This is a genomic window from Bradyrhizobium sp. 197 (assembly GCF_023073375.1).
Lineage (GTDB): Bacteria > Pseudomonadota > Alphaproteobacteria > Rhizobiales > Xanthobacteraceae > Bradyrhizobium.
The window spans coordinates 123,102-142,081 of sequence record NZ_JADPJJ010000143.1; the positions used below are offsets into that span (position 1 = coordinate 123,102).

At 65.0% G+C, this 18,980-nt stretch carries 17 protein-coding genes, 1 tRNA gene and 1 pseudogene; 14 read left to right on the plus strand and 5 right to left on the minus strand.

Features of this window, described 5'->3' with window-relative positions; all coding sequences use genetic code 11:
- Window positions 1–120: 120 nt before the first annotated feature.
- Window positions 121–327 (minus strand): annotated as a pseudogene (locus IVB27_RS31940) (amidase); the annotation flags it as partial.
- Window positions 328–773: 446 nt separating this feature from the next.
- Between IVB27_RS31940 and rnz the strand changes: the two are divergent.
- Window positions 774–1,685 (plus strand): ribonuclease Z, encoded by a 912-nt coding sequence (gene rnz, locus IVB27_RS31945; RefSeq protein WP_247446776.1) that lies wholly within the window; start codon window positions 774–776, stop codon window positions 1,683–1,685.
- A gap of 6 nt (window positions 1,686–1,691) precedes the next feature.
- Here the strand turns inward: rnz and IVB27_RS31950 are convergent, their stop codons facing one another.
- Window positions 1,692–2,525, minus strand: coding sequence for an IclR family transcriptional regulator (locus IVB27_RS31950; RefSeq protein ID WP_247446777.1), 834 nt, complete (start codon window positions 2,523–2,525; stop codon window positions 1,692–1,694).
- A gap of 121 nt (window positions 2,526–2,646) precedes the next feature.
- Between IVB27_RS31950 and IVB27_RS31955 the strand changes: the two genes are divergently transcribed.
- Genes IVB27_RS31955 through IVB27_RS31980 form a run of 6 tightly spaced genes read left to right on the plus strand, consistent with a single transcriptional unit; the run spans window position 2,647 to window position 9,347 of the window.
- Window positions 2,647–3,567, plus strand: a complete 921-nt coding sequence (locus tag IVB27_RS31955; RefSeq protein ID WP_247446778.1) for a dihydrodipicolinate synthase family protein — start codon at window positions 2,647–2,649, stop codon at window positions 3,565–3,567.
- A gap of 22 nt (window positions 3,568–3,589) precedes the next feature.
- Window positions 3,590–5,035 carry an FAD-binding oxidoreductase gene (locus tag IVB27_RS31960; RefSeq protein ID WP_247446779.1) on the plus strand — a complete coding sequence of 482 codons (1,446 nt, stop codon included), beginning with the start codon at window positions 3,590–3,592 and terminating at the stop codon, window positions 5,033–5,035.
- A complete protein-coding gene (locus IVB27_RS31965) occupies window positions 5,032–6,138 on the plus strand; it encodes a four-carbon acid sugar kinase family protein (RefSeq protein WP_247446780.1) in 1,107 nt (368 codons plus the stop codon). The genes IVB27_RS31960 and IVB27_RS31965 overlap by 4 nt, the downstream gene beginning before the upstream one ends.
- Window positions 6,135–7,169, plus strand: a complete 1,035-nt coding sequence (gene pdxA / locus IVB27_RS31970) for a 4-hydroxythreonine-4-phosphate dehydrogenase PdxA (protein WP_247345738.1) — start codon at window positions 6,135–6,137, stop codon at window positions 7,167–7,169. Before IVB27_RS31965 ends, pdxA begins: the two co-directional genes overlap by 4 nt.
- 16 nt (window positions 7,170–7,185) lie before the next feature.
- Entirely contained in the window at window positions 7,186–8,316 is a 1,131-nt protein-coding gene (locus IVB27_RS31975) for an iron-containing alcohol dehydrogenase (RefSeq protein WP_247446781.1), read from the plus strand.
- Window positions 8,317–8,375: 59 nt separating this feature from the next.
- Complete coding sequence (locus IVB27_RS31980; protein WP_247345746.1) at window positions 8,376–9,347, plus strand: Bug family tripartite tricarboxylate transporter substrate binding protein; 972 nt, start codon at window positions 8,376–8,378, stop codon at window positions 9,345–9,347.
- 195 nt (window positions 9,348–9,542) lie between these two features.
- Here IVB27_RS31980 and IVB27_RS31985 read toward each other — a convergent pair.
- A tRNA-Gln gene (locus tag IVB27_RS31985) sits at window positions 9,543–9,616 on the minus strand.
- A gap of 297 nt (window positions 9,617–9,913) precedes the next feature.
- On the opposite strand from IVB27_RS31985, the gene IVB27_RS31990 reads away from it, so the two are divergent.
- The 6 genes from IVB27_RS31990 (at window position 9,914) to IVB27_RS32015 (ending at window position 15,130) form a co-directional block, all read left to right on the plus strand.
- Window positions 9,914–10,276 carry a DUF1428 domain-containing protein gene (locus IVB27_RS31990; protein ID WP_247446782.1) on the plus strand — a complete coding sequence of 121 codons (363 nt, stop codon included), beginning with the start codon at window positions 9,914–9,916 and terminating at the stop codon, window positions 10,274–10,276.
- A gap of 214 nt (window positions 10,277–10,490) precedes the next feature.
- Window positions 10,491–11,744, plus strand: coding sequence for an ABC transporter substrate-binding protein (locus IVB27_RS31995; protein WP_247446783.1), 1,254 nt, complete (start codon window positions 10,491–10,493; stop codon window positions 11,742–11,744).
- A gap of 64 nt (window positions 11,745–11,808) precedes the next feature.
- Entirely contained in the window at window positions 11,809–12,672 is an 864-nt protein-coding gene (locus tag IVB27_RS32000) for a branched-chain amino acid ABC transporter permease (RefSeq protein ID WP_247345807.1), read from the plus strand.
- 13 nt (window positions 12,673–12,685) lie between these two features.
- Window positions 12,686–13,657, plus strand: coding sequence for a branched-chain amino acid ABC transporter permease (locus IVB27_RS32005; RefSeq protein WP_247345810.1), 972 nt, complete (start codon window positions 12,686–12,688; stop codon window positions 13,655–13,657).
- Window positions 13,647–14,414, plus strand: coding sequence for an ABC transporter ATP-binding protein (locus tag IVB27_RS32010; protein ID WP_247446784.1), 768 nt, complete (start codon window positions 13,647–13,649; stop codon window positions 14,412–14,414). Before IVB27_RS32005 ends, IVB27_RS32010 begins: the two co-directional genes overlap by 11 nt.
- Complete coding sequence (locus tag IVB27_RS32015; RefSeq protein ID WP_247446785.1) at window positions 14,411–15,130, plus strand: ABC transporter ATP-binding protein; 720 nt, start codon at window positions 14,411–14,413, stop codon at window positions 15,128–15,130. The genes IVB27_RS32010 and IVB27_RS32015 overlap by 4 nt, the downstream gene beginning before the upstream one ends.
- On the opposite strand, the gene IVB27_RS32020 is transcribed toward IVB27_RS32015, so the two are convergent.
- Entirely contained in the window at window positions 15,112–15,798 is a 687-nt protein-coding gene (locus tag IVB27_RS32020; RefSeq protein ID WP_247446786.1) for a TetR/AcrR family transcriptional regulator, read from the minus strand. The genes IVB27_RS32015 and IVB27_RS32020 overlap by 19 nt on opposite strands.
- Window positions 15,799–15,906: 108 nt before the next feature.
- Between IVB27_RS32020 and IVB27_RS32025 the strand changes: the two genes are divergently transcribed.
- Entirely contained in the window at window positions 15,907–18,195 is a 2,289-nt protein-coding gene (locus IVB27_RS32025) for an arylsulfatase (protein ID WP_247446787.1), read from the plus strand.
- 193 nt (window positions 18,196–18,388) lie between these two features.
- On the opposite strand, the gene IVB27_RS32030 is transcribed toward IVB27_RS32025, so the two are convergent.
- Window positions 18,389–18,961, minus strand: a complete 573-nt coding sequence (locus IVB27_RS32030) for an invasion associated locus B family protein (protein WP_247345826.1) — start codon at window positions 18,959–18,961, stop codon at window positions 18,389–18,391.
- Window positions 18,962–18,980: the final 19 nt, after the last annotated feature.

Here is an 18,980-nt window from a genome sequence, read left to right on the forward strand (position 1 = left end):
CAGATCCCCTCAGCACGCGCCACTCGTCCGCTGACACCGGCGGCGGGCCGCTCAGCCTGCTGCCGACGTCGGCCCCCATGCGGCCAATCGTTCAATGGCCGACGCACGGCGTCTTCCGTTGGCATCGGCGGCACGCGCAGCGTCTCTTGCGCGATCGAAATCACGAACGATGACGGCATTGATCCGCCCGTCCAGCGCCTCGATGCGCGCGATCGTGTGCGCGAGCAACTCCGACGCAGAAACCTTGCGTGCGTACAGGGCGCTTAGCAGTGTGCTGATCGAACCGTAGTCCCAGTCAGTGGCATCTGCGGCCAGTCCTGGTTGCATCACGATTCTCCATTGTCTCGCATTACCGTGTCGATGTCGTTCGGCCGCAAATCGATCCTGGTATCGAACATGCAATTTGGGGAATGGAATGAGGAGGCCGCGCAACGGGAACCAGATCTGCTCGCCCGTCGGCGGGACATGGTCGCGGTCGGACGTGCCTTTCGAACCGGCAATGGCGGCGGCGCGACTTGCGAATTCACAATCCGGGATTGTACAATTCTGCGCCTGTTTTGCCCGACGAGTCAAACCGCCTTCGCTCGCGGGGGTCGCGCAATGGGGTGCGAAATTCTTCAATGATTTGTGCTGATTTGTACCGTGCATGGGGTTGTTTTCGCTTTTTTTACCGAGCGTCCTGCGGGGACCGGCGCTTCATGTGGGATCGATGGGCCTGTACGCGCTGCTGCTCGCGTGGCATTGGGGACGGTGAAGCCTGGACACTGACGAGCATGTTCGCCCTGACATTCCTTGGGACCTCGGCCAGCGTTCCATCGGCGGAGCGCAACCATCCGGCCCTCCTGGTCGAGGCAGCGGGCAAGCGTATTCTGGTCGATTGCGGCGAGGGCACGCAGCGCCAGTTGCTGCGCAGCGGCGCCGGCTTTCGGCGGCTTGACCGGATCCTGCTGACGCACGCCCATCTCGATCACGTGCTCGGTATCCCCGGTCTGTTCTCGACGCTGGGGTTACGCCAGAACTCCGACGTGATGACCGTCCATGCAGGGCAGGGTACGCTCGACATCGTCGTCCGCATGCTCTCGGGCCTGTGGGGCGCGGGCAGGGCGCCGATCCCGGTGGAATTCGCGCCGCTGACCGCAGGACAGGTCGTCGATGCCGGCGACTTCACCGTCAACTGCTTTCCGGTCCGCCACCGCGACACCGACAGCTTTGGCTTCTCCTTCCAGAGTCCCACCCGTCGCCACCTTCAGCCCGATCGCCTCGCAGCCCTTGGTGTGCCGGATGGGCCGTTGCGCGGAGAGTTGGCCGCAGGACGGCCTGTCGCGATCGCTGACCGAACCATCGATCCCGATGACGTCCTGGGGCCGCCGAGCGGCGGCAAGAAACTCGTCGTGATCGGCGACACCGAAACTACGGATGGGCTGTCACGATACGTCGCTGACGCCGATGTGCTGGTGATCGAAGCGACGTTCCTCGATCGCGACGCCTCGACCGCGCGGGACTATGGCCATCTCACCGCGCGCGAGGCGGCAGCGTTCGCGGCCGCGAACAACGTCGAACAACTCGTGCTGAACCACATGTCGGGGCGCTATCGGGACGAAGAGCTATTGGCCGAGGCGACTAGGATCTTTCCAAACACGCGGATCGCCGCCGACTTCGACCACATCGTCATCTCACCGGCTTGACGTCACTCATCTCGTCAATCCCGACTTGATCGCGAGGTCCTGCACCTCTTTCGTCGCCTGTATCAGCCTCGGCAGCGCCTGGTCGCGGAAGGTCGGCATGTCCATGCGCATCGCATCGACGGTGACGCTCAATCCCCCGATCACGAGACCCTGGGCGTCGAAGATCGGCGTCGCCAGCGTGCGCAGGCCATAGGCGTTCTCGCCGTCGGAGACGGCATGGCCTTTCTTCTTCACCTGATCGAGCCGGGCGAGCAGGGCATCGAGATCGGTCAGCGTGCGCTCCGACAGCTTGACGCGGGGCCGCAATTCCAGTCGTGCGATCTGCTCGTCCCGTGCCAGATGCGCGAGCATCGCATGACCGAGCGCGGCACTGTAGGCGGGAATGCGCGTGCCCGGACGGCGATCCATCTTGTGCCGGTCGAGGCCCGCGCCGATGCGCGCGAGATAGATCACGTCGCCGCCGTCGAGGATCCCGAGCGAGGCTGCATCGCCGACATCAGGTACGAGATCGCGCAGCAGCGGCTCGACGATCGGGCGCAACGAACCGTGCGACAGCACGGTGTAGCCAAGGTCGAGGCAGGCAACCCCGAGCCGGAACCGGCGGCTTTGCGGAACCGCCTGGACATAGCCGACCTCGACCAGGGTCTGGATCAGCCGGAACGCCGTTCCGCGATCGAGATCGGCGCGTGCGGCAATCTCACTCAGGGTCAGCTCGAAGGCCTCGCTGGTGAAGCTCTTGAGCACCGCGAAGGCCTTGCCGACGGAGGCGACGTGATTCTTTGGATTCTTTGCGCTAGCTTGCGATGCGCGCTTTGCGGCCTTCTTTTCGACCTTGGCCATGCTCTAATGCCTTGCCATGACATGTCGCCCTTGACGTGGCGGCAAGCTGATTTTACGACAGGTCAAGCCAGTAACAAAAGTTCGCATTCCGAACAACAGAGATTTGACGCCCGGAGGAAGTTTGTCGACATCATCACTGCACCCCCATGGCGTGTTCTCCGCCGCGCTGACGCCGCTCGACGCCGAGCTCGCCCCCGATCATGCGCGCTTCGTCGCGCATTGCCGCTACCTGCTCGACGAAGGCTGCGACGGCATCGCGTTGCTCGGCACGACAGGCGAGGCGAACTCCTTCTCGGCTGCCGAGCGGACCGCACTGCTGGAGGCGGTAGTCGCCGCCGGCATCGCGCCGCAGCGACTTCTGCCCGGCACCGGTGTTGCCGCGCTCAGCGAGACCATCGCGCTGACGCGCCACGCGCTCTCGGTCGGCGTCGATACCGTGGTGATGCTACCGCCGTTCTATTACAAGGGCGTCACCGATGACGGCATCTTCGCCTCCTACAGCGAAGTCGTGCAGCGCATCGGCGATGCCAGGCTCAAAATCGTGCTCTACCATATCCCGCAGATGTCGGCGCAGCCGATCTCGCATGCCTTGATCGAGCGGCTGCGCGCGGCTTATCCGTCCACCTTCACCGGCATCAAGGATTCCTCCGGCGACTTCGCCAACATGACCGCGATGGTCGAACGCTTCCCCAGCCTTTCGGTCCTGGTCGGAGCTGATCCGTTGCTGTTGCCGCTGTTGCGCAAGGGTGGCGCGGGCTGCATCACCGCGACCTCCAATCTCATCGCGCGCGACCTTGCCTATGTCTACAAGCACTTTGGCGACAGCGACGACGACGCGGCGCTGAAGGCGGCGCAGGCACGCATCGTCAAGGCGCGCGAACTGGTCTCGCGCTTCCCGCAGATGGCCTCGTTGAAGGCGCTGACGGCCGAACGCACCGGCCATGCCGCATGGCAGCGCCTGCGGCCGCCGCTGGAATCCTTGCCGCCGGGGCAGGTGAAAGAGCTGCTCGCGGATGCGGCGGCATTCGCCGCCGTCGTCTAGCGCGACGCGCCGAGGCGATCCGATGTCCGACCCTTACCGTGATGCGTTGACCGGGCTCGCCGCTATCGTCGGCGACAAGCACGTCATCGCGTCCGGACCCGACCAGGAGCCCTATGTGGTGGACTGGCGCGGACGCTATCACGGTCGCGCCGCCGCCGTCGTGAAGCCCGGCTCGACCGCAGAGGTCGCCTCCGTCGTCAAGTTCTGCGCGGCAAGGCAGCTCGCGATCGTACCGCAAGGCGGCAACACCGGCATGTGCGGCGCCGCGACGCCGGACGAGCGTACGGCCAACGTCGTGATCCGGCTCGACCGCATGCGGGCCGTCCGCGACGTCAGTCCGCTCGCCAACACCATCACCGTGGAGGCCGGCTGCATCCTCGCCGAGGTGCAGAATGCGGCCCGTGCCGTGGATCGCTACTTCCCTTTGAGCCTCGGTGCCGAAGGCTCCTGCCAGATCGGCGGCAACATCTCGACCAATGCCGGCGGCACGGCTGTGCTCCGCTACGGGCCGACGCGCGATCTCGTGCTCGGGCTGGAGGTCGTGCTGCCCGACGGGAGAATTTTGAACGGCCTGCGTGCGCTCCGCAAAGACAACACCGGTTACGCGCTCAAGCAGCTCTTCATAGGCGCAGAGGGGACGCTCGGCATCGTCACCGCAGCCGTGCTGAAACTGTTTTCGCCGCCGCGCAGCTCGGCACTGGCGCTGCTCAAATTGCAGGGCGTCGAGCAGGCGCTTGAGATCATGCAACGCTTACGCGGTGCGGTCGGCGACCGGCTCGGCAGCCTCGAGATCATGTCGCGCTCGCAGATCGAGGTGATCGCGGAGACCGTGCCGCATGTCACGATCCCGTTCGAGCTGACGACGCCGTGGTACCTGATCGTCGAGCTGACCGACACGCTCGCGGGCGTCGATCTCGATGAGCCGCTCGCCACGGTGCTCGCAGCCGCGATGGAGGCAGGGCTCGCCGAAGACGTCATCCTGGCGTCCAACCTCGCGCAGGCGAAGGCGATCTGGGCGGTCAGGCACAGCGTCTCCGAAGGCAACAAGCGCAGCGGCTATGTCGTGTCGCACGACAGTGTGGTGCCGCTGGAGCGTCAGGCTGCCTTCGTCACCAATGTCGAGGCCCGGATCAACGCCGCGGTGCCGCATGCGCGCGTCGTGATGCACGGCCATATCGGCGACGGCAATATCCACGTGATCGCCCTGATCGACCGCGCGCGTTGCCAGGATTCGGACGCAACAGCCGCGCTGGTGGCTGAGATCAACGAGATCGTCGACGACGAGACCGCAGTGCAGGGCGGGGCGATCAGTGCCGAACACGGCATCGGGATCACCAATCGTGGCCGGCTTGCCCGCGTCGCCGATCCCCTCGATATCGAGTTGATGCGCGGCATCAAGCAACTGCTCGATCCCAAGGGCCTGATGAACCCCGGCAAGATCTTCAATGTCGGAGGCACGCGACGATGACAAGCGTCCGCCTGCTTGCCGACGATCTCACCGGCGCGCTCGATACCGCCGCGGAGTTCGTCGGCCTGTGCGGACCGTTCAACGTCACCTGGCCGGAAGCGTCCGCTCCACAGGATTCCGGAAGCCTCGCAATCGACAGCGGCAGCCGCGAGCGGTCGAAGGCCGAGAGCATCGAGATCGTCGGACGGCTGGCGCCGCTGCTCCGCGAGGCGACCATCGCCTACAAGAAGGTGGATAGCCTGCTGCGCGGCGCATGGGCTGCCGAGCTCGGCGCCTGCCTGCGTAGCGGCCATTGGGCGTCGTGCGTGGTCGCGCCTGCCTTCCACTATCAGGGGCGCCGCACCGCGGGTGGCCAGCAATTTGCGCGCACGGTGCAAGGCGACTGGCATCGGGTCGGAGAGAATCTCCTGACCCAATTGCAACTCGAGGGCATCGAAGTGCGGCAGGGCCGGGCCGATACGCTCTCGCAAGGCGGTGTTCAGGTTTTTGATGCCGAGAGCGATATCGAGCTCGATCATGTCGTCGAAATGGGACGGCGCATGCCGGGGCCCGTGCTCTGGTGTGGAAGCGGCGGGCTGGCCGGCGCGCTCGCCCGCAGCCATCGCGCCGATGCGCCGGGCCGGTTGAAGCTGCCGGTGCTGGGGCTGTTCGGCTCCGATCAGGCTGCCACCGCCTCCCAGCTTTCTGCCTGCGGTGATGCCGCCGTCGCGCTTGCGGAAGGTGGGGGCACGACGCACGTCCAACGCAAGCTGGCCGATGACGGCGTGGCGCTGGTCAAGTTCTCCCTCGCCGACGGTCTGACCCGCGCCGAGGCGGCACGGCGGATCGCTCGCGAGATGACGGCGCTGATCGCAGCGCTTGAACCGCCGGGCACGCTGATCGTTGCCGGCGGGGAGACTTTGAAGGCCGCATGCGTTGCCCTTGGCGCGCATGCGCTGCAGGTGACAGGACGTATCGTGCCGGGATTGCCGCGCTCGATCTTGCAGGGCGGCCGCTGGGCCGGCGTCGATGTCATCTCGAAATCAGGCGCATTTGGCACCAGTGAGCTCTGGCGCGATCTGCTCCACATCAATCATTTGCTCAACAAGGAGAGTCCGACATGACCTCTCGCCATCTTGCCATCACCATGGGCGATCCGGCCGGGATCGGGCCGGAGATCATCGTCAAGGCCTGCGTCGGGCTGAAGGACCGGATCGCGACGGGCGATCTGCGTCTGTTGATCATCGGCAGTGGCGCGGCGCTCGATGGCGCGAAAGCTACGCTCAGTGCCGGCATTGCGATCCCGGAAGTGAGCGCTGAGGATCGTGACTGGCCGAACCTCTGCTTCCTCCAGGCCGACGTCGAGGGCGACCCGATCAAGCCCGGCGTATTGAGCGCGGACGGCGGACGCTTCGCCTACAAGGCGATCGAGCAAAGCGTGCGCCTGACGCAGGCGGGACGGACCGCGGCCATCGTCACGGCTCCGCTCAACAAGGAAGCCCTCAACAAGGCCGGCTATCATTTCCCTGGACATACCGAGATGCTGGCGCATCTCACCGGTGTGCGCGGCTCGGTGATGCTGCTCGCCCACGGCAACATGCGCGTCAGCCATGTCTCGACCCATGTGGCACTGGAGGACGTGCCGAAGCGTCTGACGCCGGAGCGCCTGCGCATGGTCATCGACCTCACCAACGATGCGCTGCTGCGGCTCGGCATCGCCAAGCCGAAGATCGCCATCGCCGCGCTCAATCCGCACGCCGGCGAGGGCGGCCTGTTCGGCCGGCAGGACATCGACGTGTCCGCGCCGACGATTGCGAAAGCGGTCGCTGACGGCCTCGACGTCGTCGGTCCCGTGCCCGGCGACACCATCTTCGTCAAGCTGCGCGCCGGTCAGTACGATGCCGCGGTGGCGATGTATCACGACCAGGGGCATATCCCGGTCAAACTGCTCGGCTTCCAGATCGATCCCGCGACTGGCCGCTGGCAGGAGCTCTCCGGCGTCAACATCACGCTGGGCCTGCCGATCATCCGTACCTCAGTCGATCACGGCACCGCCTTCGACATCGCCGGCAAGGGCATCGCCAACGAGCACAGCTTGATCGAGGCCATCGACTATGCCGAACGGCTGGCCGCTGGCGCCTCCGCATCCAAGTGACGAGATCGAGCCCACGATGACCAACGCCTTCACGCCCATCGAAATTCTTCGCCCCGCCGTCCTCGAATTCGGTTGCGGCACAATCACCGCAGCGGCGCGCTTCGCCGAGCGCATCGGCGCCAAACGACCGCTCGTGATCTCCGATCCGTTCAACGCGCGCCGCGTCGACACGCTGGCGCTGCCGGGTGCAGTGAAGGTGTTCGGCGAGGTCAAGCCCGAGCCGGACCTGCCCAATCTCGACAAGGCCGTGGCGATGGCGCGCGAGGTCAAGCCCGATCTCGTCATCGGCTTCGGCGGCGGCAGTGCGATGGATCTCGCCAAGCTGGTGGCAGTGCTCTGTACCTCCGAGGTGGCTTTTGCCGATATCGTCGGTCCCGAGAAGGTGGCCGGCCGCAGCGTGGCGCTGATGCAGATTCCGACCACGTCGGGCACCGGCAGCGAGGCCGGCACCCGCGCACTCGTCACCGATCCCGTCAGCCGAAACAAGCAGGCAGTGCAGAGTCGCTTTATGCTCGCCGATATCGCCATCGTCGATCCAGACCTGACGATGACCGTGCCGGAGGAGATCACTGCGGCCACCGGTGTCGATGCGCTGGCGCATTGCGTCGAGGCCTATACCAGCCGCAAGGCGCATCCGGCGATCGATCTCTACGCGCTCGAAGGCGCCCGGCTGGTCGGCCAATATCTCAAGCGCGCGGTTGCCGACGGCGGCGATCGCGAGGCGCGCGCGGGTCTGGCGCTGGCCTCGCTGTACGGCGGCTATTGCCTCGGGCCGGTGAATACGACCGCCGGCCATGCGGTGGCTTATCCGCTCGGGACGCGCCATCATGTGGCGCACGGGCTCGCCTGCGCGGTGATCTTCCCGCATACGCTGGCGTTCAACATGCCGGCGGCCGAGGCGAAGACGGCGGCGGTGCTCGCGGCACTCGGACTGCCGGCGCAGAGTGATGCGAAGCTTGCCTTCGAGGCGACTTATGGGTTCTGCAGGAATCTCGGCATCGAGATGCGGTTGTCTGCGCTCGGCGTGCCCCGGGACGATCTCGGCGTGATGGCCGACGAGGCGCACGCCATTCGCCGCCTGCTCGACAACAATCCGCGCGACCTCGGGCGGGATGCGATCCTGGGCATCTACGAGGTCGCGTTCTAGTCGTCTCCGCGCACGCGCGCGGCAGCCAATCAACAATAGGAAATGCAGAGGAAACTTCGATGAGATCGATGTGGCTTGTTCTTGCCTCAACCGTGCTGCTGGCGACGTCGCCGGCGAAGTCCCAGGACGGCTATCCGTCCAAGCAGGTGACGGTGATCGTTCCCTTCGCTGCCGGCGGCACCGCGGATATCTTTGCCCGCATGGTGTCCAACCATCTTCAGATGAAGTTCGGCAAGCCGTTCGTGGTCGAGAATGTCGGCGGCGCCGGTTCGATCCTCGGCGTGACGCGGCTGGCGAAGTCTGCGTCTGACGGTATCACGCTTGGGCTTGCCAGCACGTCCGCGCTCGCAATCAATCCCACGCTCTACGGGCCGAAGCTCAGCTACCAACCGGACAAGGATCTGGCGCCGGTCGCCCAGATCAGCGTCGTGCCCAACGTTCTCGTCGTCAACCCCGACAAGATCAAGGCGCGCACCGTGCCGGAGCTGATCGCCTTTCTGAAGGCGAACCCGGACAAGGTCTCGTTCGGCTCGGCCGGCGTCGGCACCTCGCAGCATCTCGCCGGCGAACTGTTTCAGCAGATGACCGGCACCAAGATGGTGCACGTGCCCTACAAGGGCTCGAGCCAGATGCTGACGGATCTGTTGAGTGGCCAGATCGATCTCGCCTTCGACAACGTGCCGCTGCTGCTGCCGCAGGTGAAGACCGGCCAACTCGCGATGCTTGCGACCGCAACGCCCAAGCGCGCCGCCTTCGATCCGGAAATGCCCGCCGTTGCCGAATTCCTGCCCGGCTTCGAGGCCGTGGCCTGGCACGGCTTCTTCGTCCCCGCGGCGACGCCGAAGCCGATCGTCGAAAAGCTCTCCGCCGAGATCCGCGCCTTCATGCAGCAGCCGCAGACAGTGCAGAAGATGGCCGAGCTCGGCGCAGCCGCGGTCGCGGTGGATTCCGAACCGTTCGCGGCCTACATCGCCGCGGAAACCGCACGCTGGAAGAAGGTGATCGAAGCCGCAAACATCAAGCTGGATTAGGAGCCAGGTCGACCGTCTGCCAACGTTCGAAGTGGCTTGGGCCGGATCGCGGCTTGGCGCCTGTCGCGCCGGTCCCGCCAAAGCTTCGTGTATGCGCGAAGCTCGCTCGTCGCATCCTGTCGAGAAGCATAGGATGAAGGCGCTCGAGGAAGAGCGCCACCTCTGACGGTCTGTTTGTGAGCGGCTTACCTGGAGTGGCTGGGGAACTAGGATTCGAACCTAGACAAACAGAGTCAGAGTCTGTTGTGCTACCGTTACACCATTCCCCAACGGAATAGTCGAACAAATTCAATGACTTGTTGACTTGTCCGGCCGCGGCCGACGGCGCTTATCGCGCAAATCACGGCTCAGGCGTGGAGGGTTTCTACCCGCTCGGCTGTGGGCTGGCAAGCGCTGAGGTGCAGGTGTGTTTTGCGGTCCAATCGGGGGCGTGAGCGGCCGGATCTCAGGCTCCGGCGGCGCGCCGCAGCGGCGCGCGACGGTTTGCCTCATCGGAAAATCACGTTTCCCGGTCGGATCGGCGCGCGCTGAATCGTCCTTGGACATGCAACCCAAGGAGATTCGTGATGCCCTATGTCGATGGTTTCGTGCTGGCTGTGCCGAAGGACAAGATCGAGCCCTACAAGGCGCTGGCGAAAACGGCCTGCGCGATCTGGATGGAGCACGGCGCGCTGGATTATGTCGAATGCATCGGCGACGACGTGCCCTATGGCGAGCTCACTTCGTTTCCACGCGCGGTGATGGCCAAGGAGGACGAGATCGTGGTGTTCTCCTGGATCGTCTATCGCGACCGGGAAACTCGCGATGCCGTCAACAAGAAGGTGATGGCGGACCCCCGGCTGAAGCTGGACGGCATGCCGTTTGACGGCAAGCGCATGATCTATGGCGGCTTCACGACGCTGCTGAGGGCGAGCGACGTGGTCGGGTGAGCGCGCGCTGCGCAGCCTCGTAGGGTGGGTACGCTGGCGCTAACCCACCCTATAAGCGGTGCTTGCTTATGCATCGTGGCAATTCGTTTCACCTTGCCGGTATCGGGCCGGCATGCCATCCTCTCATCACCAGGCATAATCAAACGGAGGCGGGCGCTTAGCCGAGCTTTCTAAAAGAAACTGGTTGGGGAAACCCCTTGGGAGGTCTGATTTCATGAGATTGAAGCACGTCACCGGGCTGCTTTGCGCGGCTGCGATGTCCCTTGTGCTCGCTTCAGGCGCGCGAGCGCAGGACAAGGTCGTCAAGATCGGCGCGATCCTGCCGATGTCCGGCGGCACCGCCTCGATCGGCGCGCATGCCAAGGCGGCGCTCGAGGTCGCCATGGACATCATCAACAACGCCCATCCCGAGCTCGGCAATCTGCCGCTGGCGAAGAACGCAGGCCTTTCCGGCCTTGGCGGCGCCAAGATCGAGATCGTGTTCGCGGACAACCAGGGCAACCCGGCGACAGGCCAGAACCAGGCGCTGCGTCTGATCACGGAGGACAAGGTGGCCGCTTTGTTCGGCTCCTATCAGTCCGGCGTCACGCTGACCTCGAGCGCGATCGCCGAGAAATACGGCATTCCCTTCCTGAACTCCGAGTCGGTCGCCGCCAATCTCACCGAGCGCGGCTTCAAATGGTTCTTCCGCACCACGCCGATCGCCACCGACTTCGCCAAGGCCTATGTCGATTTCCTCGCCGACATCAAGGCGCAGGGTGCCAAGACCGATGCAATCGCACTGGTTCACGACAACACCGAATACGGCACCTCTGTCGCCAACACCATCAGCGCCGCCTTCAAGGACAAGGGGCAGGCCATCGCAATTGACGTCGCCTATCCCGTCAACGCCACCGATTTGCAGGGTCAGGTGCTCCAGCTCAAGGAGAAGAAGCCCGACGTCATCATCATGATCAGCTACACGTCGGACGCGATCCTGTTCGCCAAGACCATGCAGTCGCTCGACTACAAGCCGCCCGTGCTGCTCGCCGACGACGCAGGCTATTCCGATCCGTCCTTCATCAAGGCGGTCGGCAAGATTTCGCAGGGCGTCTTCAATCGCTCGTCCTGGGCGGTGGGTCCGTCCGGCTCGCCGTCCGCCATCATCGCCGACATGTACAAGAAAAAGAGCGGCGAGGAGATGGACGACACCGTCGGCCGCCAGATGCAGGGCTTCTTCGTGCTGGCCGACGCGATCGACCGCGCCGGCTCGACCGATCCCGCCAAGATCCAGGCCGCGCTGAAGGCGACGGATCTGAAGCCCGAGCAATTGATGATGGGCTACAAGGGCGTGAAGTTCGACGACAAGGGCCAGAACGTGCTCGCCTCCGGCCTCATCATCCAGCTCCAGGACGGCGAGAACTACACCGCGGTGTGGCCCAAGGCCAATGCCGAGAAGGCGCCTGTGCTGCCTTACAAGGGCTGGTGAGATTTAAAGGCGGGGCTGAGCGCTCCGCCATTCCCATGATGATTTGATCAGAGCAACGCGGCTCATGTCCTTTGTACTCGTGCAGGTGATCGTCGGCGGGCTTCTGCTTGGCGCCGTCTACGCCCTGTTTTCCTCCGGCCTCACGCTGGTGTGGGGCATGATGAACATCGTCAATTTCGCGCATGGCGATTTCGTCATGCTCGGCATGTACGTCGCCTACGTCGTCTACACGCTGTTGGGGGGAGGGCCGATCCTCGGCGCGCCGCTGGCGACGCTGGTGCTCGCGACGGTCGGTGTCGTGGTCTATTTCGCCCTGATCCGCGACATCATGAAGGGGCCGATGCTGGCGCAGATCCTCGGCACTTTCGGCCTGGCGCTGCTGTTGCGCTATTCCGTGTTCTGGTGGTTCGGCGCCAACTTCCTGTCGATGCCCCCGAATATCGTGGGCGGCACTTATGCGTTTGCCGGCTTGCGCATCGAGGCCTCGCGGCTGCTTGCCGGCGTGGTCGCGCTGCTCGTGACGCTCGGGCTGCATCTGCTGCTGACGCGGACCTCGCTCGGCTCGAAAATGCTGGCGGTGGCGGAGGATCAAACAGCGGCTCAGCTGATGGGCATCCGGCCCGACACCATGCAGGCGATCGCCTGGGCGATTGCGGCCGGCGCCACCGGGCTTGCCGGCGCGCTGATTGCGAACTTCTTCTACATCGTGCCGACCGTCGGCGAGACGCTCGGCATCGTCGCCTTCGTCACGGTGTCGCTCGGCGGTTTTGGGAGCGTGCCCGGCGCGCTCGTCGCAGGGCTCCTGATCGGGGTGATCGAGTCACTGTCCGGCTATCTGATCGGCGCGATCTACAAGGACATCGTCGTCTATGTCCTGTTCCTGCTCTTCCTCTGGTTCCGGCCACAGGGCCTGATGGGGAAGATGTGATGAGAAAGCTGTGATGCGGCGCTTGATCTGGCTCTCGGTCGTCGCAGCGATTGCGATCGCCTATCCGCTGCTGCTGTCCTCGCCGTTCCAGCAGCGCTTGGGCGCACTGGTGCTGCTTTATGCGATTGCGGCGTCGGCCTGGAACATCGTCGGCGGTTATGCCGGCCAGGTTTCGGTCGGACACGTCGTGTTCTTCGGCTGCGGCGCCTATGCCGCGATGGGGTCCTATGTAAAATTTGGCCTGTCGCCCCTGTTCGGCATTCCCGGCGGGATCGTGCTGGCGGTGGGGTTGGCTGCGATCATCGGTGTGCCGACGCTGCGCCTGTCCGGCCATTATTTCAGCATGGCGACGATCGCGGTCGCCGAGACGATGCGGCTGATCGTCACCAACACCGATTGGTTAGGCGCGGCCGTCGGGCTCTCTGGTCCAACTGTCCCGCGCAACATCTTCGATCTCTCGTTCCTGTCGTCGCTGCCGTACTATTATCTCTTCCTGCTCATCCTCGCGATCACGCTTCTGATCACGTGGTGGATGACCAACAGCCGGATGGGGTTTTACCTGCGCGCCATCAAGGATTCCGAACGGGCCGCGCGCTCGCTCGGTGCACCTGCGAGCCGTACCAAGCTCTATGCCTACATGCTGAGTGCGGCGCTGACGAGCGTCGCCGGCGCGCTCTACGCCATGATGTTCGGCTTCGTCGATCCCGAGTCCGGGTTCGGCATCCTGATCTCGGTGAAAATCCTGATCATGGCGGCGCTGGGCGGGGCAGGGCTGCTGTTCGGACCGCTGGTGGGCGCCGCGATCCTGGTGCCGCTGGAGGAGATCTCCAACAGCTGGCTCGGCGGCAAGGGCGCCGGGCTCACCTTCGTGCTCTATGGCGCGATCATCGTGGTGATCGCGCGCTTCCAGCCGGGCGGTCTGCTCAGCCTGTTCACGCGGCGCAGCAAGCCCAGCAAGGATACGGGAGCAGGCCATGCTCCTTGAGGCGTGCGGGATCACCAAGGCGTTCGGCAGCTTCAAGGCAGTGGACGATGCTTCCGTCACGCTGGAGCAGGGCGACATCCTCGGCCTGATCGGCCCCAACGGCGCGGGCAAGTCCACGTTCTTCAACTGCCTCACCGGCGATCTCAAGACCACGTCCGGCCGCGTCCTGTTCGAGGGCCGCGACATCACCGACCTCACGCCGGAGCTGCGCGCCGGGCTTGGGCTCGCCCGCACCTTCCAGGTGCCGCAGACATTTGAAGGCATGACGGTGCTCGAGAACGTCATGATCGGCGCCTTCCTGCGCACGGCGCATCGCAAGGAGGCCGAGACCAAGGCGCGCGCCGTGCTCGAGCGGGTCGGCATGATCAGGCTTGCGGATGCACCGGCGCGCTCGCTCGGCACGCCCGGCCGCAAGCGGCTGGAGATCGCGCGCGCGCTCGCGACCGAGCCAAAGGTGCTGCTGCTCGACGAAGCCATGGCCGGTCTCAACGCGCATGAAGTGAGGCTCGCCATCGACCTCGTCCGCGACATCCACCGTTCCGGCATTACGCTTGTGATCGTCGAGCACATCATGGAAGTGATCATGTCGCTCGCGAGCCGCGTGATGGTGTTCCACCAGGGCAAGGAGATCGCCCGTGGGGCACCCCGCGAAGTCACGTCCAGCCCGGCGGTGATCGAGGCCTATCTCGGCAAGCGCGCGGCCAAGGCGGCCGCCGGCCACACGCCGGTCGAATTGATGGGCGGGCCGGACCTATGAGCGGGGCATTGCTCAGGATCGAGCATCTGGAGGTGCGCTACGGCGACCTCATCGGCGTCTCCGACGTCTCGCTGGAGGTTCCCGAAGGCAGCGTCGTCGCGCTGCTCGGCTCCAATGGCGGCGGCAAGACCACGACGTTGAACGCCATCGCCGGCCTCATTCCCGTGCATTCCGGATTGATCCACTTTCGCGGCGAGGACATCGCCGGCGAGAGGGCGTTTGCGATCGTGCGCAAGGGGCTGGCGTTGTCGCCGGAGGGCTGGCGGCTGTTCGTGCAGCAGAGCGTGGAGAACAATTTGCTGCTCGGCGCAACGCCGCTGCACGACAAGTCGCTCCGGGCCACGCTGCTGGAGCGCGTCTACGAGTTCTTTCCGCGGTTGAAGGAGCGCCGCAACCAGCGCGCCGGCACCATGTCCGGCGGGGAACGGCAGATGCTCGCGGTCGGCCGCGCGCTGATGAGCGAGCCGAAACTGCTGATGCTGGATGAACCCTCGCTCGGTCTTGCGCCGGCGATCGTCGAATCCATGTACGAGACGTTCGGCCGCCTGCATCGCGAGGGTCTGACCATCCTGCTCGCCGAGCAATCGATCGAGCTCGCGCTGGAAGTCTCCGATTTCGCCACCGTGCTCCAGGTCGGCAAGAGCGTGCTGTCAGGCACGGCCGCAGCGCTCGCGCAGGACCCGCAGGTGCAGAAGGCTTATCTTGGGGTGGACTGACTGATTTCCGCCTGAAGCAGCAGCAACAGGCAGCCGGCGAGCCGCGTCTCCATCTCCTTCGTCCCGAGCGACAGCGGCCCGGGATCGTTGAGGATCGCATTCACCAGCGTGCCCAGCACGATTTGGAAGCCGAACGCAATGGTGCGGACTTTGGCGGCCTTACGCCCTTTGCCCATCGCCGGCAGCAGGAGAGGGGTGGCGCGTTCGGTGGTCGCTTTCGCAAGAGCCTTAAATGCTGTCCATTTGTCCGGGCGGGTGTCGTCATGCTGGAGCGCTGCGCGCAGCACGCCCTCGTGGTTGCGCATCCAGATGATGATGCCGCTGACGATGATTTGGCAGAGCTTGTCGAGGCCCGCATCGGGCGACGGCCGCCTGATCTCGGCCAGCCGCTGCTCGCCGTCGCGCGCGGCCAGTGCCATCAGCGCGTTGAAATAGGCTTCCTTGCTTTCGAAGCGGCTGTAGAAGGCGCCGACGGTGGCACCGACTTCGGTGCAGAGCGCTGCGATCGAAAGCTCGGCGAGGCTGCGCCTCCGCAGCATCTCCGCGCCGGCGCGCAGCAGCGCCAGCGTTGTCTCGCGGCTGCGCTTCTGGCGCGACGGGACGACGCCGGGCAGGTCGAAATCACGAAACCCGGGCTGTTCCGAACGTGGCTGCTTCCGCACTTGCATCCGGGTTAAATCATAATCATAATTCGGATTATAATCTAGACGACGACGAGCCGCGGGTCAACCCGTGGCCGTCGGCGGCCATCCAGGCCAGCCGACAGGGAGGATCAGATGAGCGCAGGCAGCAACACGCCGTTCCGCGGCACCGTCGGCAAGACAGTTGCGGACTCAAAGCCTTGGTGGCCGGAGGCGCCGAGGCCGCCCGAGGGCGCGCCGAACATTTTGGTCGTGCTGTTCGACGACGTCGGCTTCTCCGATTTCGGCTGTTACGGTTCCGCGATCAAGACGCCGACCATCGACAGGCTCGCCGCCGAAGGGCTGCGTTACTCCGGCTTCCACACCACCGCGATGTGCTCGACCACGCGCGCGGCACTGCTCACCGGGCGCAACCATCACTCCGTCGGCGTCGGATGCCTTGCCAATTTCGATTCCGGCTATCCCGGCTACCGCGGCAAGATCGCGCGCGAGGCGGGGACGCTCGCCGAGATGCTGCGCACCCACGGCTATCGCAACTACATGGTCGGCAAATGGCACGTGACGCCGCTGACCGAAAGCGGCGCCACCGGCCCGTTCGACGGCTGGCCGCTCGGTCGCGGTTTTGATCGCTTCTACGGCTTCCTCGATGCCGAGACCGACCAGTACGCGCCGGAGCTCGTCTCCGACCACACGCAAATCGATCCTCCGGGGACGTATGCCGATGGCTATCATCTGACCGAGGACCTGATCGACCAGTCGATCCGCTTCATCGGTGATCACGTCGCCGATCGTCCCGACATCCCGTGGCTCACCTGGGTGGCGCTGGGGGCCTGCCACGCGCCGCACCAGGCACCGGCCGAGATCATCAGGAGCTACGACGCGACGTTCTCACACGGCTGGGACATCGAGCGCGAGCAGCGGCTGTCGCGTCAGAAGGCGATGGGGCTGGTGCCGGAGGGAACGCGGATGCCGGCGCGCAATGACGGCGTGAAAGCCTGGGAAGATCATTCGGCCGACGAGCGTCGCGTCTTCACGCGCCTGCAGGCGGCTTTTGCCGGCATGCTCGATCATTCCGATCGTCATCTTGCGCGCCTTGTCTCATTCCTGGAGATGGCCAACATCCGCGACAACACGGTCATCATCGTGATGTCCGACAACGGCGCCAGCCAGGAGGGCGGACCGCTCGGCTTCGTCAACGCGATGGGTCCGTTCAACTTCAAGCCGGAGCCGATCGCGGAGAAGCTGAGCCGTATCGATGACATCGGCGGGCCCGACACCCACAGTAATTTTCCGCATGGTTGGGCGATGGCGTCCAACACGCCACTGCGGCGCTACAAGCAGAACACCCATGGCGGCGGTATCCGTGATCCCTTCGTCATCAACTGGCCGAAGCAGATCGCGGCCAAGGGAGAGCTGCGGCACCAGTTCGTGCACGCAACCGACCTCACGCCGACGCTGCTGGAGCTGATCGGCATCGAGGCGCCCGCCGAGATCGCGGGCTGCCGGCAGATGCCGCTGGAAGGCGAGAGCTTTGCGCGTTCGATCGCGGACGCGTCCGCTCCTTCAAAGAGCTCGCCGCAATATTTCGAGATGTTCGGCCATCGCGGCCTTTGGCAGGGCGGCTGGAAGGCGGTCGCCTTCCATCCATCGGGCACGCCGTTCGATAGCGACAAATGGGAGCTGTTCCATCTCGATGAGGATTTCTCCGAGACCGATGATCTTGCGGCGAAAGAACCGGAGCGCCTGGCAGCGATGATCGCGGCATGGTGGGAGGAAGCCGAGAAGCACAAGGTGCTGCCGCTCGACGACCGCTTCGGGCCGCGCTTTGCGGAGAATGCCGCGCGCTTCCATGGTGCGCGCTATCATTTCGTCTTCCATGCCGGCATGGGTCATGTGCCGACCGATGTCGCGCCTGATGTGCGCAGCCGCAGCTACACGATCGAGGCGCATGTCGAGATCGACGAGGCGGGTGCCGACGGCGTGCTGATCTCGCATGGGGATGCGACGTCCGGCTATAGCCTCTACGTCAAGGACGGCCATCTCGTGCACGACCTCAACATCGGCGGCAGTCACCAGATCGTCCGCTCGGAGCGCAAGGTACCGTCGGGCGCGCGGCGTCTCGGCGTTCACGTTGAGAGTCTTGTGCGCAAGGAGCCGCCGGCCAAGGGCTCGCGTACCGGCGTCACCGACTACACGCTCCTGATCGACGGTGAGAAGGCGGGATCGCTGCAGACCCAGCTCGGATTCCACACGCTGATTTCGTGGTCTGGCCTCGACATCGGCCGCGACCGCGGCAGCCCGGTGTCGCATTACGAGGCGCCGTTCGAATTCGAAGGACGGCTCTCGCGCGTCAGCGTGACCATGCACAACGACCAGAAGCTCGACGGCGACGCCGTCGGCAACGCGCAGATGGCTCGGCAGTAACGGCAGGCTTGCGGGCTGCGAGGGCGCTCGGCCATCATGGTTCGAGACGCCCGCCCTGGCGGGCTCCTCACCATAAGGGTTTGAGATTTGCCGCGCGCTGAAACCTCATCCTGAGGAGCCCGCGAAAGCGGGCGTCTCGAAGGATGGACCGCAAGGAGAAAACTCCTGCGGCAATTGGCGAAAAAGAAGCGCGCTACTTGATCTTGTCGTAAGCGGCCGCGAAATCGCCGAGCGGCATCGGGATCGCGATCGTTTCCTTCGCCATGTTCTGGAAGGAGACCTTGAGCTGTTTGCCCGACCGCAAGGTCGCAAGCAGGTCCGGCGCGATCGGGGTCGAGGCGTAGCAGCCGCGGTTCTCGCAGGTCTGGATTGGGAGATCGACCGTCTTGCCCTCGTCGACCTGGAGCTTGGCGCCGATGGGAAGGTTGAGGCCGAGCGGCAATTGCAGCAGCGCCACCGGTGTGCGGGTGTCGGGCGCAATGCGGATGTTGATCAGGACGATGGTCTGGCCGGTCTTGGTCAGCACCGCGTTCTGCTCCATCGCGCATTCGAGCGGCGCATCGCGGCTGACGCTGGTACAGCGCACGACCCAGCCGGCCTGCTGCGCCGGAGAGCCCTCAGCCTGCGGTTGCGTCGGAGCCGGTGCGGGCTGTGCCGCCGGGGCAGGGGGAGCTGCGTTCTTCTTGGCGCCCTGCTGGGCATACGCGGCACCCGTCGACAACAGGAGCGCGGCGGCAAGGGCGGCAAGTCTGGATTGCATGGACATGGCAAAACCGCGTTGGCGT

What these genes read in the sequence shown, in the direction of transcription:
- rnz (WP_247446776.1), top strand. Translation starts at nt 774, where the DNA reads ATGTTCGCCCTGACATTCCTTGGGACCTCGGCCAGCGTTCCATCGGCG.
- IVB27_RS31950 (WP_247446777.1), bottom strand. Translation starts at nt 2,525, where the DNA reads ATGGCCAAGGTCGAAAAGAAGGCCGCAAAGCGCGCATCGCAAGCTAGC.
- IVB27_RS31960 (WP_247446779.1), top strand. Translation starts at nt 3,590, where the DNA reads ATGTCCGACCCTTACCGTGATGCGTTGACCGGGCTCGCCGCTATCGTC.
- IVB27_RS31965 (WP_247446780.1), top strand. Translation starts at nt 5,032, where the DNA reads ATGACAAGCGTCCGCCTGCTTGCCGACGATCTCACCGGCGCGCTCGAT.
- pdxA (WP_247345738.1), top strand. Translation starts at nt 6,135, where the DNA reads ATGACCTCTCGCCATCTTGCCATCACCATGGGCGATCCGGCCGGGATC.
- IVB27_RS31975 (WP_247446781.1), top strand. Translation starts at nt 7,186, where the DNA reads ATGACCAACGCCTTCACGCCCATCGAAATTCTTCGCCCCGCCGTCCTC.
- IVB27_RS31980 (WP_247345746.1), top strand. Translation starts at nt 8,376, where the DNA reads ATGAGATCGATGTGGCTTGTTCTTGCCTCAACCGTGCTGCTGGCGACG.
- IVB27_RS31990 (WP_247446782.1), top strand. Translation starts at nt 9,914, where the DNA reads ATGCCCTATGTCGATGGTTTCGTGCTGGCTGTGCCGAAGGACAAGATC.
- IVB27_RS31995 (WP_247446783.1), top strand. Translation starts at nt 10,491, where the DNA reads ATGAGATTGAAGCACGTCACCGGGCTGCTTTGCGCGGCTGCGATGTCC.
- IVB27_RS32000 (WP_247345807.1), top strand. Translation starts at nt 11,809, where the DNA reads ATGTCCTTTGTACTCGTGCAGGTGATCGTCGGCGGGCTTCTGCTTGGC.
- IVB27_RS32005 (WP_247345810.1), top strand. Translation starts at nt 12,686, where the DNA reads ATGCGGCGCTTGATCTGGCTCTCGGTCGTCGCAGCGATTGCGATCGCC.
- IVB27_RS32010 (WP_247446784.1), top strand. Translation starts at nt 13,647, where the DNA reads ATGCTCCTTGAGGCGTGCGGGATCACCAAGGCGTTCGGCAGCTTCAAG.
- IVB27_RS32015 (WP_247446785.1), top strand. Translation starts at nt 14,411, where the DNA reads ATGAGCGGGGCATTGCTCAGGATCGAGCATCTGGAGGTGCGCTACGGC.
- IVB27_RS32020 (WP_247446786.1), bottom strand. Translation starts at nt 15,798, where the DNA reads ATGCAAGTGCGGAAGCAGCCACGTTCGGAACAGCCCGGGTTTCGTGAT.
- IVB27_RS32025 (WP_247446787.1), top strand. Translation starts at nt 15,907, where the DNA reads ATGAGCGCAGGCAGCAACACGCCGTTCCGCGGCACCGTCGGCAAGACA.
- IVB27_RS32030 (WP_247345826.1), bottom strand. Translation starts at nt 18,961, where the DNA reads ATGTCCATGCAATCCAGACTTGCCGCCCTTGCCGCCGCGCTCCTGTTG.